This window comes from Crinalium epipsammum PCC 9333 (genome assembly GCF_000317495.1).
GTDB lineage: Bacteria > Cyanobacteriota > Cyanobacteriia > Cyanobacteriales > PCC-9333 > Crinalium > Crinalium epipsammum.
In genome coordinates this window covers 4675615-4689842 of the sequence record NC_019753.1, presented here as the reverse complement: position 1 = coordinate 4689842, position 14228 = coordinate 4675615, and the positions used below count along the sequence as shown (strand labels likewise).

General features: G+C 40.4%; 15 protein-coding genes. 9 read left to right on the top strand and 6 right to left on the bottom strand.

The window, feature by feature from the left end:
- Positions 1 to 15: 15 nt before the first annotated feature.
- Positions 16 to 543, bottom strand: coding sequence for a hypothetical protein (locus tag CRI9333_RS20370; RefSeq protein WP_015205045.1), 528 nt, complete (start codon positions 541 to 543; stop codon positions 16 to 18).
- Between the two features lie 240 nt (positions 544 to 783).
- Between CRI9333_RS20370 and CRI9333_RS20365 the strand changes: the two genes are divergently transcribed.
- Positions 784 to 1440 (top strand): RNA polymerase sigma factor, encoded by a 657-nt coding sequence (locus CRI9333_RS20365; protein WP_015205044.1) that lies wholly within the window; start codon positions 784 to 786, stop codon positions 1438 to 1440.
- Positions 1441 to 1512: 72 nt separating this feature from the next.
- On the opposite strand, the gene ychF is transcribed toward CRI9333_RS20365, so the two are convergent.
- Both ychF and CRI9333_RS20355 read right to left on the bottom strand, forming a co-directional pair.
- Positions 1513 to 2604: a redox-regulated ATPase YchF gene (gene ychF / locus CRI9333_RS20360; RefSeq protein ID WP_015205043.1), complete on the bottom strand. Its 1092-nt coding sequence runs from the start codon at positions 2602 to 2604 to the stop codon at positions 1513 to 1515.
- A 35-nt stretch (positions 2605 to 2639) separates the two neighbouring features.
- Complete coding sequence (locus tag CRI9333_RS20355; RefSeq protein WP_015205042.1) at positions 2640 to 2870, bottom strand: hypothetical protein; 231 nt, start codon at positions 2868 to 2870, stop codon at positions 2640 to 2642.
- Positions 2871 to 3141: 271 nt separating this feature from the next.
- Between CRI9333_RS20355 and CRI9333_RS20350 the strand changes: the two genes are divergently transcribed.
- The 3 genes from CRI9333_RS20350 (at position 3142) to CRI9333_RS20340 (ending at position 6317) form a co-directional block, all read left to right on the top strand.
- Positions 3142 to 4677, top strand: coding sequence for an aminotransferase class I/II-fold pyridoxal phosphate-dependent enzyme (locus CRI9333_RS20350; protein WP_015205041.1), 1536 nt, complete (start codon positions 3142 to 3144; stop codon positions 4675 to 4677).
- A gap of 52 nt (positions 4678 to 4729) precedes the next feature.
- A complete protein-coding gene (gene cbiT, locus CRI9333_RS20345; protein ID WP_015205040.1) occupies positions 4730 to 5332 on the top strand; it encodes a precorrin-6Y C5,15-methyltransferase subunit CbiT in 603 nt (200 codons plus the stop codon).
- Positions 5333 to 5438: 106 nt separating this feature from the next.
- The gene (locus CRI9333_RS20340; RefSeq protein ID WP_015205039.1) at positions 5439 to 6317 is read left to right on the top strand and encodes a phosphatidate cytidylyltransferase; all 879 of its coding nucleotides are present in this window, start codon (positions 5439 to 5441) and stop codon (positions 6315 to 6317) included.
- A gap of 39 nt (positions 6318 to 6356) precedes the next feature.
- Here CRI9333_RS20340 and CRI9333_RS20335 read toward each other — a convergent pair whose 3' ends face one another.
- Positions 6357 to 7070, bottom strand: a complete 714-nt coding sequence (locus CRI9333_RS20335; protein ID WP_015205038.1) for an LmeA family phospholipid-binding protein — start codon at positions 7068 to 7070, stop codon at positions 6357 to 6359.
- A 95-nt stretch (positions 7071 to 7165) separates the two neighbouring features.
- Here CRI9333_RS20335 and CRI9333_RS20330 point away from each other — a divergent pair, with 95 nt between their 5' ends.
- Together CRI9333_RS20330 and CRI9333_RS20325 are read left to right on the top strand one after the other, a co-directional pair.
- Positions 7166 to 7951 (top strand): pseudouridine synthase, encoded by a 786-nt coding sequence (locus CRI9333_RS20330; protein ID WP_015205037.1) that lies wholly within the window; start codon positions 7166 to 7168, stop codon positions 7949 to 7951.
- Positions 7948 to 8772 carry a helix-turn-helix domain-containing protein gene (locus tag CRI9333_RS20325; RefSeq protein ID WP_015205036.1) on the top strand — a complete coding sequence of 275 codons (825 nt, stop codon included), beginning with the start codon at positions 7948 to 7950 and terminating at the stop codon, positions 8770 to 8772. The genes CRI9333_RS20330 and CRI9333_RS20325 overlap by 4 nt, the downstream gene beginning before the upstream one ends.
- Before the next feature lie 63 nt (positions 8773 to 8835).
- Here CRI9333_RS20325 and malQ read toward each other — a convergent pair whose 3' ends face one another.
- Positions 8836 to 10341, bottom strand: a complete 1506-nt coding sequence (gene malQ / locus CRI9333_RS20320; RefSeq protein ID WP_015205035.1) for a 4-alpha-glucanotransferase — start codon at positions 10339 to 10341, stop codon at positions 8836 to 8838.
- A 197-nt stretch (positions 10342 to 10538) separates the two neighbouring features.
- Here malQ and CRI9333_RS20315 point away from each other — a divergent pair, with 197 nt between their 5' ends.
- The 3 genes from CRI9333_RS20315 (at position 10539) to CRI9333_RS26940 (ending at position 12801) form a co-directional block, all read left to right on the top strand.
- Positions 10539 to 10970: an NUDIX domain-containing protein gene (locus tag CRI9333_RS20315; protein ID WP_015205034.1), complete on the top strand. Its 432-nt coding sequence runs from the start codon at positions 10539 to 10541 to the stop codon at positions 10968 to 10970.
- Positions 10971 to 11115: 145 nt separating this feature from the next.
- Positions 11116 to 12252 carry a Rid family detoxifying hydrolase gene (locus tag CRI9333_RS20310; protein WP_015205033.1) on the top strand — a complete coding sequence of 379 codons (1137 nt, stop codon included), beginning with the start codon at positions 11116 to 11118 and terminating at the stop codon, positions 12250 to 12252.
- A 393-nt stretch (positions 12253 to 12645) separates the two neighbouring features.
- The gene (locus tag CRI9333_RS26940; RefSeq protein ID WP_015205032.1) at positions 12646 to 12801 is read left to right on the top strand and encodes a hypothetical protein; all 156 of its coding nucleotides are present in this window, start codon (positions 12646 to 12648) and stop codon (positions 12799 to 12801) included.
- 16 nt (positions 12802 to 12817) lie between these two features.
- Here the strand turns inward: CRI9333_RS26940 and CRI9333_RS20305 are convergent, their stop codons facing one another.
- Complete coding sequence (locus CRI9333_RS20305; RefSeq protein ID WP_083890046.1) at positions 12818 to 14116, bottom strand: IS4 family transposase; 1299 nt, start codon at positions 14114 to 14116, stop codon at positions 12818 to 12820.
- Between the last annotated feature and the right edge of the window lie 112 nt (positions 14117 to 14228).

Genomic DNA, 14228 nt, shown 5'->3' with positions numbered 1-14228 from the left:
AATTTCTAAAGATGTCTAATTAGAAACTTCGCTCATTTCAATCACATTACCTTCTAAGTCTTTAACCAAAAAATTCAATGGTTTATCGCTACGAATCTTATGCTTGATACCACGTAACTGCACCCGCATTAGTACTTGCTCTAGACAGTCGTGATCAAATGAAACATGGCGATGACGGTTTTTCTGCCCTAAGCTAGCACCAGAAATGATGTGTAGTTGAGTATTTTTCTTCAGTTGATACCACAATCCTTCAGAACCATTTCCCCCTCTAACAGGGGAAGTTGCTATGGGTGCTGACAGATACAGGGGGTCGATACTGGGAACCCCTAGAGTTTGCTCATAATTGTAGTAATAGTGCAGTGGCACGTCTGCTACAGGCAAATTTAGTAAGCCTTCGTACAACTGCCGAGCTATTTCTAAATCAGACACCATAATGGTGTAAACCTTTGGCGCACTGGTGAGGAACATCCACATAGCAACCGCGTAGGCTGCTAGTAACATCACCATAATGCCTTGAGTGGAAAATAAGCTATCTAGAGGCACAGAATACTAAAAGCTCCTATAATATCAAGGCTTAACTAGCTAATAAATTATATCTGATGCTATAAATAAAATCACTACTAGGTTTAATAGTAACATATTAACCAAGTTTATATATCGAGATTTTTTGGAACTATAATCCTAAAAATCTTTAAGTTGTTTGATAAAGGTGAATCAGTCGATATATTAAGGGTGATTTACACTAAATAAAAATAAATCAAGAAAAGCGAGTAACGAAAAGTTGTGCAAATTCCGCATTTTCCTGAATCTAATCATCCGATAGTCAAATCCCTGTTCCATCATAGCGATCAGGAATTGCTTACCTTGTTTCAGCGTTATCCAGAGCAAGGAAAATTTTTCACTGCTATTTTTTGTCGTTATAGTCCCATTGTATATACATTAATACGGCATTCGGCGCGATCGCCTGTGCAAGCAGATTACCTATTTGCCCTAACCTGGCGACATATCTATTATGAGTTAGGTGGTTTAAATTTGCGCGAAGATACGGGTACTGAAGTTAGTTCCTTCCAGAATTGGCTAATTAACATGACCGCAGTATGTATTAACGAGGCAGAACTACCGCCAGTAGAGTCGATACATTACTCTTTACAAGCCGCCTCTCCGCCGCTATGGTGCTACATGGAACAAGCTTTAGAGCAATTGCCACCCATCACGCGCTTGATGGTGTTAATGGCTCAGACTTTCCACTGGAGTGAAACCAGAATTTCAGCTTATCTTCAAGCAGAAGGTGAAATGCTTTCGGCTGCTGATGTCAAAGCGCAATTACTGCAAGGGTATCATTTATTAGAAGTCGCCTTACCAGAAGATCTGCGTGTTATTTATCTGAATAACTTTAAGGTTGAATCTTCACAGCCTCTTATTGATAATATAACAAACTAAAAAAATAAATCTCAAGAAGTGAAAACTACTTCTTGAGATTGTTTGTTAATATTAATTTTATTGTCGGTAAAGCTATACGTTAAACCGGAATAACATCACATCTCCTTCGTTGACAATATATTCTTTACCTTCACTACGAACTAAGCCTTTTTCTTTAGCAGCACTTAGGGAATTAGTTGCTACGAGGTCATTATAAGCAACTGTTTCTGCTCTAATAAAACCGCGCTCAAAATCGGTGTGAATTACACCAGCAGCTTGTGGTGCTGACATTCCAGTTTTTATTGTCCAGGCGCGAGTTTCTTTTGGACCAGTAGTAAAGTAAGTACGCAGTCCTAAAAGTTCATAAGTGGCGTGAATTAAAGATTTTAAGCCACCTTCTTTAACACCCAAAGATTCCAAAAACTCTAGCTTTTCTGCTTCTGGTAAGTCAACAAGTTCAGATTCTACTTGTGCAGAAATAATCACAACTTGAGCATTTTCTTGGGTAGCAAACTGTCTTACTTGTTCCACCCATTGATTACCAGTAGCTAAATCATCCTCCGATACATTGGTGGCATAAATAATCGGTTTAGAGGTGAGTAATCCTAGTAGCTTTACTGACTCAGCTTCTTCTTCGCTTAAAGTAACTTGACGTGCTGGTTTACCTTCATTTAGTGCCGTACTTAGTTTTTCTAAAGCTGATAGCTCAATTTGAGCTTCTTTGTTAGTACGGGCGTTTTTGCGAGTTCGCTCGATGCGACGTTCAATTTGTGATAAATCTGCTAACCCCAACTCCAAATTGATAATTTCTATATCTCGCAAGGGATCAACAGAACCTGCAACGTGGATAATATCGTCATTTTCAAAACAACGTACTACCTGGACAATGGCATCAACTTCTCGAATATGAGACAAAAATTGATTACCCAGTCCCTCCCCTTGGCTAGCGCCTTTTACTAACCCAGCAATATCCACAAATTCAACACGAGTGGGTACAATTTGGGCGGATTCAGAGATTTTAGCCAGAACGTTTAAACGCTCATCCGGCACTGCTACAACACCTACATTAGGTTCGATAGTACAAAAGGGAAAGTTTGCGGCAGTAGCTTTGGCGTTAGCAACCAAGGCATTGAATAAGGTAGATTTTCCAACGTTGGGAAGTCCAACAATTCCGGCTGTAAGCATCTTAATTTAAGGGTAGAAACTGGGTTGATTGTGTTTTAAACTATTTCGGGAATCGTTTGAGGAATCGGAGAAGGTACGGTTTGAGGAATCGGAGAAGGTACGGTTTCTGGGACTGGGCTAGGTATTGGTTCGGGTACTGGGCTAGGTATTGGCTCTGGGACTGGGCTGGGTATTGGCTCTGGAAGAGGATTGGGATATGGTTCAGGAACTGGACTAGGACTAGGTATCTCTGGTTGGGGGATAGGATTTGGGCTGGGGTTAATCATGATGGTTAAAGGTCAATAACTTAGCTTCACCACCATAGATAAAAACTTACTGTTATGGCATCTTTCTAGATAGCTAACATGAGCAAGCATTTTCCGCTTTTGGGCGGGTTTAGACTCTCTAAATACACAGGTTTGCTTTGCAACCCGCCCCTACGCATAACACATGACATCTGTAGTTAACATAAATAAAATTGGTAGAAATTTTGTAACTGCACACGAATCAATTACTTTAGCAAAATAGAGTGTGTTAGTCCAACTACCAATTTTTTAAGTGAATCAGGAATCTCAAGCAAAAACGCCAATCCTAGATACTCTGCGAGAGTGCGCTAATAAACCTCATGCTGCGTTTTATACTCCAGGGCATAAGCGGGGACAAGGTATATATCCGCAATTAGCAGATTTGTTAGGGGAGTCTGTATTTCGGGCGGATTTACCAGAGTTACCTGAGTTGGATAATTTGTTTGCGCCAGAAGGTGTAATAAAGGAAGCTCAACAATTAGCAGCAGAAGCGTTTGGGGCGGAACATACTTGGTTTTTAGTTAATGGTTCCACTGCTGGGGTAATGGCAGCGATTTTAGCTACTTGTGGTAGTGGTGACAAAATTATTTTGCCTCGAAATGTCCATCAGTCTGCGATCGCAGGTTTAATTATTTCTGGTGCTATCCCAATTTTTGTTAACCCAGAATACGATCCGATTTTAGATATCGCTCACAGTATCACACCAGATGCGGTTGCAGCAGCTTTAAAGCAGCATCCAGATGCTAAGGCGGTGATGATGGTATATCCCACTTATTATGGGGTTTGTGGGGATGTGAAGGCGATCGCACATATCACACATCAATACAATATCCCTCTGTTGGTAGATGAAGCACACGGCGCTCATTTTGCTTTTCATCCAGAGTTACCGCCTTCAGCTTTGTCAGCAGGGGCAGACTTAACTGTGCAATCTATCCATAAGGTACTGGGGGCTTTTACCCAAGCTGCTATGCTGCACGTTCAAGGTAGCAAGGTAGACATTAATAGGGTAAGTAAAGCTTTACAGCTATTACAATCTACCAGCCCTAGTTATTTACTTTTAGCGTCATTAGATGCAGCGCGTCAGCAAATGGCGTTGCATGGACATCAACTAATGGCAAAAACATTGTTATTAGCGAAACTTGCCAGGAACCAAATTAGACAAATTCCTGGGTTATCAGTATTAGAAACCGAACACATACAGCTTAATGAAGCAGGCTTTTTTGCTTTAGATCCCACTCGGCTAACTGTAACAGTTTCTGGTTTAGGTATAAGTGGGTTTGAAGCAGACGAAATACTGCATACTCAGCTAGGGGTGACAGCAGAGTTGCCGTCGCTGCAACATCTCACCTTTATTATCAGTTTAGGAAATACTTCTGAAGATATTGAACACTTAATCCAAGCGTTCACAACTTTATCAAAAGATTACCAACAAGAAAGCTTGCTTGTCGAAACACCCTCTAGTGGTGTAGTTCCTGATTGGTATTCTGTAGGGTTATTTACAGAGGAAACTATAGGAGTAGCAAGAATTTCTCCTCGTGAGGCGTTTTTTGTTCCCGCAGAAACATTACCAATAGAAAATATCTGGGATACTTGTGGTGGACTACACCCTTACATCAGTGCCGAACTCATTTGTCCTTATCCGCCTGGAATTCCTGTATTAATGCCTGGAGAACAAATAACACCCTCCGCCATAGAATATCTCCAGCAAATTATCAAACTCGGTGGCAGTATTACAGGTTGTAGCGATCGCACTCTAAAAACCATTAAAGTTGTTCTTTCCCAGTCTTAACGTTTTAACTGTCATCAAAACTTATGCAGAAATAATATCTCTAAAAATATCTATGCACACTCAACTCTGGCCGTATGTGACACCTGGAATTCCAGATGATTTATTTGAGCGCTTACCTGGAATTCCCTTAAGTAAGCGAGAAGTGCGACTGCTAATCATTTCTGCTCTTAGACTCAAATCAGACTCAGTGTTGTGGGATATTGGTGCAGGTACGGGGACAATTCCTGTAGAAACTGGTTTATTGTGTCCCAAAGGCAGAGTTATTGCTGTAGAACGGGATGAAGACGTGGCGAGTTTAATTCGCCGTAATTGCGATCGCTTCGGTGTTGGCAACGTTGAAGTGATTGAAGGTAGTGCGCCAGAATGCTTGAAGGATATCCCCCATCAGCCCCAAAGAGTCTGTATTGAAGGAGGACGCGCCATCAAAACTATCCTGCAAGAAGTTTGGCAATACTTACCCTCTGGCGGTCGTGTCGTTGCTACTGCGGCTAATCTAGAAACTCTCTATTCTGTCTCTGGAACCTTGTCAGAGTTGCAAGCTAGAAACATTGAGCTAGTCCAGTCGTCTGTTAACCGTCTAGAAACACGGGGTAATCGTCAAACATTTTCAGCAGTTGATCCGATTTTTATCCTTAGTGGTGAGAAGCTAGATTAAGAGAATTAAGAATTAATCATGGAAAAGTTAAATTTTGGCTCTTCATGATTAAGAAAAAACTACAAACTGAGATTTTATAGTTCATATCTTATAACTGCTAAATTTTATGCCTGTGTCTCGTATCCTCAGTGGAATAGTTGCGATCGCTCTGGCTTTGGGTTTACTCTTCCTGGGAGGATGGTACTTTACCCTTGGCTTCTGCGTCATTATTTATTTAGGTCAACAAGAGTATTTTCAACTTGTTCGTGCTAAGGGAATAGCTCCGGCGGGCAAAACTACCTTAGTTGTCAGTCAAATGCTGCTAATTACCTCTACTATTGCGCCAGAATTAGTAGACCCAATGTTTGCTTTGGCAGGAACATTGATTTGTTTCTATCTGCTATTCCAACCGAAAATAGCCACTATTGCTGACATCTCGACTTCAATTTTGGGATTATTTTATGGGGGCTATTTACCGAGTTATTGGATCAGGTTACGGGTAGGTTTATCACCTGCGATCGCTAGCAATTTACCATTAAATGGTTACTGGCCTGAGTCTTGGACAAATATTCATGGCTTTCCCCAAGGATTAACAGTAACGCTGTTAGCTTTTATGTGTATTTGGGCTGCTGATATTGGAGCATATACATTCGGCAAATTCTTTGGTCGCACTCGCCTTTCAGATATCAGCCCTAAAAAGACTGTCGAAGGTGCGCTTTTTGGTATTGCTGGCAGTATCGCTACAGCAACAATAGGAGCTTGGTATCTTCACTGGTCAATTTGGCAATTAAGCGGCATTACTTTCGGTCTACTAATTGGTATTACTAGCCTTTTGGGAGATTTAACAGAGTCGATGATGAAGCGAGATGCTGGTGTCAAAGATTCGGGGCAATTAATCCCAGGTCACGGCGGAATTTTAGATCGGGCTGACAGCTATGTATTTACAGCACCTTTGGTTTACTACTTTTTTACCTTGCTATTACCACTCTTAGCTAAGTTAAGTTAATTGGTCACTGGTCACTGGTCACTGGTCACTGGTCACTGTTCAGGGTATTACATTGATAGAGCCTCGGCAGACTAATTGCCCTGGCATGATCTTTAATTCTTCAATATCAACTTCTGAACCTAAGTCTAATTCAAAGCTATCTAAGTTGCGGCTTGCTGATTCTAGCGGTGTATCTATATGTAGGGGAGCGAGGCGCAGTACATGGCTACTAGCTAACTCAAGACCAGTGCGAATGGCTACTGGTGTTAAATTGTCGCTCTTGTTAGCTAATACTCCAGCAATAGTTAACTGATTATTATCAAGAGTAACTTGTTGCCACTTGATGGGGTTGTCTTTCAAAAGTTCATTAGGCTGATTAATTCCAGCAGATGTTAACAGTGTTCCTAATAACTCGGTTAAAGCATTGGATAATAAAGGAGATGCTAGGGATGCTTTTAAATCTGTTTCCTCTAATAACATCTGACCAGTAACGGGTATTGGTTCTAACAGACGTAATGGCTTGCCTTTAATTACTTGAGATAAGTTAATCCGAATGTTTTCTGCTGATAGATTAATTTTGCTCAGATGAAGTCCCTGATAAACGGCATGATCAGCGATAATAGATATATGGGGGATATAACCACCGAGAATTTGGCGATCGCCTCCACTAATCTTCACCTGTAGCTCTTTTACTTGCTCTACCTGCGATCGCAACCATACACCGCAAGCGGGCGACAACACTGTACTGATAATTCGGCTTTGCTTAATTGTCAATGCTTTTCCGTATTCCTGTAATATTTATACATAGTCTAGCTTGATTAATATCGGCTTAACTCTAAGTTGTTATTTCGCACACGCACTCTGGTGTTATGGCCGAAAGGCTGCAAAAAATTATTTCCCAATGGGGTATTGCCTCACGTCGCCAAGCTGAAAAAATGATTTTAGCAGGTCGCGTGCGGTTAAATGGTGTAGTTGTTGAGCTAGGACAAACAGCCAATCCAGAACTAGACCGCATCGAAGTAGATGGCAAGCCGATCAAACCCCTGAATCGTCCACAGCACCTCTATATCTTGCTTCATAAACCTGCTGGTGTAGTTTCAACCTGCCATGATCAAAGAAACCGCAAAACTGTGCTTGATTTATTGCCCCCCGAATTGCGCCAAGGTCAGGGAGTACATCCGGTTGGACGCTTGGATGCCGAATCTACAGGTGCTTTATTACTTACCAACGACGGGGAGTTAACATTTATTCTTACCCATCCCCGCCATTGTATTCCTAAAACCTATCATGTTTGGGTAGAAGGTCATCCACCGAAATCTGTGCTAGAAGTATGGCGACGGGGGGTAGTTCTTGATGGGAGAAAAACTTTACCTGCTCAAGTTAGGATACTCAAGCAGCAAAATGATCAAACACTGTTGGAAATTATTTTGAGAGAGGGGAGAAATAGACAAATTCGACGGGTAGCAGAACAGTTAGGTTATCCAGTAGTGCATCTGCATCGCACAGCTATTGGGTCAATTTGTTTAAACCGACCAGGATTGCTACTTGCTGGTGATTACCGTCTCCTTGAAGAGTTTGAAATTGATTTTCTCCAAAACCAAGTAAACATAACATCTATAGAAGTGCCAACAAACATCAAGGAGGGCAGTGTATGAAGGAGACTCAAATCCATATTCACCAAGAACAAATAGATAAGCTTAAAGATATTGGATCTCGTTTACGGCAATTTCGCCAAGCACAGTCTCTATCCTTAGAAGATGTGGCTTCTAAAACCCGCGTTCAGGCACGTCTACTCAAAGCAATTGAGGAAGGCAGAATTGACATATTGCCTGAGCCTGTTTATGTTCAAGGGTTTATCAAACGATTTGCCGATGCAATTGGTCTTGACGGTGAAGATCTTGCCAGCGAGTATCCGACTTGGCCTAGTATATTTTTTATCAAACCTTCTTGGCTGAGTTTACCGTCGGCTCAACTGCGACCAGTTCATCTTTACTTTAGCTATATTTTGTTAGTGTTTTTGGCTGTAAATGCTTTATCTGCTATTGTTAACAAGTCGGCAATTCAAGTTAGCAACGCTGACATTAGTGAACCAAAATTAGACCAGCCTGTTGCTAAAAGCAGGGACTTACAGGCGAGCTTGCCTGATAAGCTACATCTCAACCATAGTAGCAGCAAGCCAGCAGAAATTACTCAGGCAATGGTAGTTAGCGAAAATACCACCACTACAGAGCCCGTGCGGGTAGGTGTGACGCTGAAAGCTGAATCTTGGATGCAGGTTATAGTTGACGGTAAAAAGGAGTTTGAGGGAACTTTGCAACCAGGAGATCAACGCACTTGGGTTGCTAAAGAGCAACTAACTGTACTCGCGGGTAATGCTGGTGGTGTTTTAATTGCTTTTAATGATGAAAAGCCAAAAGAATTGGGAGAACCAAATAAACCTCAAAAAGTTACTTTTGAAGCTAATGAAAAGTTTTAATTATGTAGTTATGGCTGAGTACTAAACTTGCTGTTTAGTACTCATAAATCAGCCTGATTAATTTTACTTTTTAGGGGCGCGACCAAAATTTACCGTCATATTTTTTAAGCGCGATCGCACTTCATCAGTTAAAGCATCTGCCCGATAGCGCCATTCCCAATTTCCATCACCTGTACTAGGCAAATTCATCCTCGCGTTACTATCTAATCCCAAAACGTCTTGGAGAGGAATAAGTGCCTGGTTAGCTACAGAACTTAGTGCCAAACGAATCAGATCCCAGTGGATACCATCAGCACTTGTACAACCTAAATAACTTAACACCGACTCGCGTTCTTGATCGGAAAGTTGATTAAACCAACCTACTGTCGTGTCATTATCGTGAGTGCCAGTGTAAACCAAACAGTTACGGGGATAGTGAAACGGCAAATAAATATTATCTTCATCTGATCCAAAGGCAAAATGTAATATTTTCATCCCTGGAAACTCAAATTTATCCCGTAATTCTTCTACTTCGGGGGTAATAACCCCCAAATCTTCCGCTAGAATTGGTAGTACGCCTAACTGCTCGTTGAGAGCCTTAAAAAAAGCTTCTCCAGGTGCTTTGATCCACTCACCATTAAGAGCGGTTGTTTCCCCTTGTTTAACTGCCCAATAAGATTCAAATCCTCGGAAGTGGTCAATCCGAATTAAGTCTACATAATCTAGCAAAGACTTAAAGCGTTGCACCCACCACTTAAAATTATCCTGCTGCAATTGTTCCCAGTTATAAACAGGGTTGCCCCATAGTTGACCTGTAGCACTGAAATAGTCTGGCGGAACTCCAGCCATTAGGGATGCTTGTCCCGTTTCTTCATCAATGCAAAAAATTTCTGGATGTGACCAAACTTCAGCACTATTATGAGCTACATAAATTGGGATATCCCCAATAATTTGCACTCCAGCTAGTTTTGCGTAGCTTTTTAATTCTGTCCATTGACGGAAAAATTCAAACTGTAAAAATTTTTGGGAAAAAATTTCATCACTCAGATGGAGTCCCCACTGTTCTAAGGCTTCTGGTTTACGTTTAGCAATTTCGGGTTCCCAAGTATGCCAGCCAGCACCTTGATGAGCATCTCCCAGTGCCATAAATAAGGCATAATCATCTAGCCAGTGAGCGGTACTTTGACAAAAACCCTCAAATTCTTTCTGCTGTACGGGCGTTGCTTTATGCTTAAAGTTCTCACAAGCTTTTTGGAGCAAGGGTATTTTGGTTTCAATCACTGCCCCAAAATCTACCCTATCTACAGGAAATTCAGGGATATTGGCTAAATCTTCATCTGTTAAAAGTCCTTGGTCTTGAAGCTTTTCTGGACTAATTAGCAGGTGATTTCCAGCGATAGCTGAATATGACATATAAGGAGAATTGCCATAGCCAGTAGGACCTAAAGGTAATACCTGCCAATACTGTTGGGCAGTATCTCTCAAAAAATCAATAAATTGGTAAGCTTCTATTCCTAAATCGCCAACACCGAAGCGGCTAGGAAAACAAGTAGGATGTAGCAAAATGCCACTAGATCTGGGAAATGGCATAAATCAATCTATAATATAGTACTCAAAAAAATCTGAGCGCACCTTTAACAGTGGCTCAATTGCTCTGACTGTATCATCGGGGAGTACTAAGGTATTGAAATCTCAAAAAAGATATAGATTTAATTAATTAATGGGCTAGATGTTTTAAATACAGCAATTTATGCTGGAATTGCAATTGTTGTACATAATTACAGATTGTGGCTTATCGAAATCCTACTCCTACAGTCGATATCATTATTGAATTAATTGACCGACCTCATCGACCAATAGTATTGATTGAACGCCAAAATGAACCTTTCGGCTGGGCAATTCCTGGTGGGTTTGTTGATTATGGTGAGTCGGTAGAAACGGCAGCACAACGAGAAGCGCAAGAAGAGACAGGTTTACAGGTAGAGCTAATTGAGCAGTTTTATGTATATTCTGATCCTAATCGTGACCCACGCCAGCACACGATGAGTGTTGTGTTTATCGCAACAGCAACGGGGGAACCTCAATCTGGAGATGATGCTAAGTCGTTAGAGGTGTTTGACTCTTGGCGTATTCCTAGTAATCTTTGTTTTGATCACGATCGCATTATGCGGGATTATTGGCGTTATCGGCATTATGGGATGCGTCCCAGGTTGATTTAGCTTCTCTTCACCCCTCCCCCCTCTCTCCTCCCTTTTCCCTTTTTTTAACGCAAAGGGCGCAAAGGGAAGCGCAAAGGGCGCAAAGGGTGTATTTTAGTTATTGCTTTGGGGATAAGTTGGTGGCAGTGCGATCGCGAGGTTGACTATGGATGCTGATGAACTTTTAGAACAATACGCAGAAGGGGAACGCAACTTTGAGGAGTCTGATCTAAGTCACGAAAATCTTAAAGGTGCAGATCTTAGTGAAATTAATTTTTGTTATGCTGACTTGAGTAATGCAGATCTCAGTCGTGCGTCTTTGAAGGATGCCAAACTGATCAGAGTAAATTTAAGTAATGCCGATTTAAGTTGGGCAGATCTTCGAGGTGCAGATTTAAGTGGTGCGAACCTAGAGAATGCAAATTTGAGTAAGGCTAGTTTAGATCAAGCAAATCTTACAAATACAGACTTAAGCTCTGCAAATCTAAATCGAGCCTCATTAGACTATGCTTTACTATCTAAAGCGAATTTAATTAATGCTGATCTAAGCGGTACAAATTTAGTTGGAGCAGATCTCGGTCGTGCTAACTTAGAAAATGCTGACCTGAGTAATGCTACTTTAGATAATTCAATTTTAATTAGTGCAAATTTTGGGGCGGCAAACCTGAAAAAAGCTTCTTTATGTAACGCAAATATAGAGAGAGCAAGTCTGGAAGGTGCTAACTTAATCAGCGCCAACTTAAATGGAACAAATTTGAGTAATGTCGATTTGAGTGATGCGAACATTTCTTTAGCCACCTATAAAAATGCAGATTTAACTGGTGCAAGGATGCCTGATGGGGAAATTTATCAGCCGGAAGGATATGATAAAGGATTTGGTAACACAGAGAAACCCTTAGAGAAAGAAACACCAATGACTCGCAAAGTTATTAATACAGAACAAGCACCCAAACCTGTTGGTCCCTATAACCAAGCTATTGTAGCTAGTGGTCAAATGATTTTTGTGGCTGGTCAAATTGCGATCGATCCTAGACTTGGTGATATCGTTTACACCGATGATGTAGCAAAGCAGACAGAACGAGTAATGGAAAATCTCCAGGCAATTCTGACAGCAGCAGGAGCAACTTTTAAAGATGTGGTAAAAACTTCTGTTTTTCTCAAAAATATGAATGATTTTGCTGCTATGAATGCAGTTTATGCTAAATATTTTGATGAGGAAACAGCACCAGCACGTGCTTGTGTTGAGGTAGCACGTTTACCCAAGGATGTTTTAGTAGAAATTGACTGTATTGCTGTAATTTAGCATAATCAACCCTGCTATTTTAATAGCGGGGTTATATAATTCTTTCCATGTTTAGCTATTGTAACTGCACGTTGTTGTTTTTGTTACCAAATAAACAATAAGGATTAGCTAAATCATATTTTCCGGTATTACATCCGTGTAATTACTGAAAAAATCAATTTAGTGACGATTGATTGTAAGTTTTCCTCATAAATAATATTTTTAGTGTGATTTAAATAAAACTTATATATAATATAAAACCTTATTAAAATAAATTTCTGCCCTACTAAATTTATTTAAAAAGTAATTGACAATATCTAGCATTAATAGTTACCTTGATAGAAGGCTTATCGCTTATCTTATTTAATAAGCCTGTGTATTTTTACTGTTTACAAGGAATAATTGCTTAGAGCTATGAACAAAAAAATCTTATTTGGTGCTAGTACTGCATTCATCGCTCTGACAAGTTTAGCAGTTGCGACTGTGCAGCAAATGCCTAGAGCAGTAGCGCATCGTGCTAATGAGCAGGTAATCGCACATCATACCCCTAGCCCATTGGTGACAAGTTAAGCCTGTAACTGTTTTGTCAAGAGGCTTTCAGAGAATTGTTGAAAAAAAACTGGTCAGACCCTCGTTGAAGATTGGGAAAAGGAGCGACAATCAACTTAACATTGGGGTTTCGTTGCTGTTTGATAATACCTAAATCTCGATTTTCGGGATCAGCAAAATACTTAACGGGGTCTGTTGCCTTACCTTTCTGATGAGCCATAGTAAAATGATAAAGACCGCGATAAATCATTTCTAATGAAATCTCGTCGAAGGGGAGAGCAAGTTCATCTGCTACGGCATCACCTAAATCTACTAAAACCGCATAAAATAACCAGGTCGCCCAAATTTGTAACTTAATTCCATTGATTGAACCCGTCCATAAATAACTTAAACCTAAAAGCCTCTTGACTGTGTTAAAAGCATCTTCAATCCGCCACCGCCGCCGATATAAATCTGCTACCACATAAGGGGGTAAAATATTAGGGTCTAGGACGCTGGTTAAATAAGAATGCCAGGTTTTTCCTGACCTGACTTCAATCAAACGCAAGGTAATAAATGGAGTCTTCTTTGTGCCAGAACCAAAGCGTATCTTCCGATCTCTCAGTTCATAACTATCGGTAAATATTTGTTCTACTTTGATTGCTGCTCCTTTTTTTATTCTCGTTATAAAATCTACTTTTTTCTCAATTAATTGAAACCAAAAATTAAAGTGATAAAACCCTCTATCCAATAACAGCAAGGTGTTTTTTGTTACTAAATTTAGAATGTTTTCTTCAAGTTTAATATCAGAAGCTTTAGAATTTTCTTCAAACCAAATTTCTACAGGTAATCTAGTCATTAAATCAATTACTGTACTCATTTTTCCGGCTAATTGCCCTCTTTGAGTCTCTTCTAAGCTTTTTAACTTCCTAAACAATGCCTCCAATGTTGACCCATCTACTATCCAAATCTTCTCAAATTTTGACAAGGTAAATTGAATACTTTCTGGCAATGGACGTTGATTTCTACTATGCCAAGTTGCTCTTAAACTCGGCAATAAATCTTTAAATACTTTTTCAAATAATTCAGATGGAAATGTTAAAAATCTTTGTGATACCGCTTGTTGACTAACTTTTGTGGGACTACACCACAGAAAACCATCTCTGGCTAACATTCTTGTTAGTTCTCTGACTCCTGCCACATCTCGCCACAGCAAGGTCAACACCGCCGCCATCATCAACGGTAAATTCAGTATCCGTTCTCTGAGTCCTAATTTTCGGTAGTAATTTTCTTGATTTGTAATGGCTGGTGTCAGTAATTTTTCCAATTGCTTGGCTATTACTTCGTCTTCCACCAGTGGTCGTTGTTTCTTTTTCGCATGGTCTCGATTGGTTTTTCGGCTTTGTGTCATGGCTGGTCTAAATCGCTCAACTACTTGTCTAGACTGAGTTTCTCACGATTTTTGACCT

Excerpts from the sequence above, each read along its gene's own strand:
- ychF (WP_015205043.1), bottom strand. The coding sequence starts at position 2,604 with ATGCTTACAGCCGGAATTGTTGGACTTCCCAACGTTGGAAAATCTACC.
- CRI9333_RS20355 (WP_015205042.1), bottom strand. The coding sequence starts at position 2,870 with ATGATTAACCCCAGCCCAAATCCTATCCCCCAACCAGAGATACCTAGT.
- cbiT (WP_015205040.1), top strand. The coding sequence starts at position 4,730 with ATGCACACTCAACTCTGGCCGTATGTGACACCTGGAATTCCAGATGAT.
- CRI9333_RS20340 (WP_015205039.1), top strand. The coding sequence starts at position 5,439 with ATGCCTGTGTCTCGTATCCTCAGTGGAATAGTTGCGATCGCTCTGGCT.
- CRI9333_RS20330 (WP_015205037.1), top strand. The coding sequence starts at position 7,166 with ATGGCCGAAAGGCTGCAAAAAATTATTTCCCAATGGGGTATTGCCTCA.
- CRI9333_RS20325 (WP_015205036.1), top strand. The coding sequence starts at position 7,948 with ATGAAGGAGACTCAAATCCATATTCACCAAGAACAAATAGATAAGCTT.
- malQ (WP_015205035.1), bottom strand. The coding sequence starts at position 10,341 with ATGCCATTTCCCAGATCTAGTGGCATTTTGCTACATCCTACTTGTTTT.
- CRI9333_RS20310 (WP_015205033.1), top strand. The coding sequence starts at position 11,116 with ATGGATGCTGATGAACTTTTAGAACAATACGCAGAAGGGGAACGCAAC.
- CRI9333_RS26940 (WP_015205032.1), top strand. The coding sequence starts at position 12,646 with ATGAACAAAAAAATCTTATTTGGTGCTAGTACTGCATTCATCGCTCTG.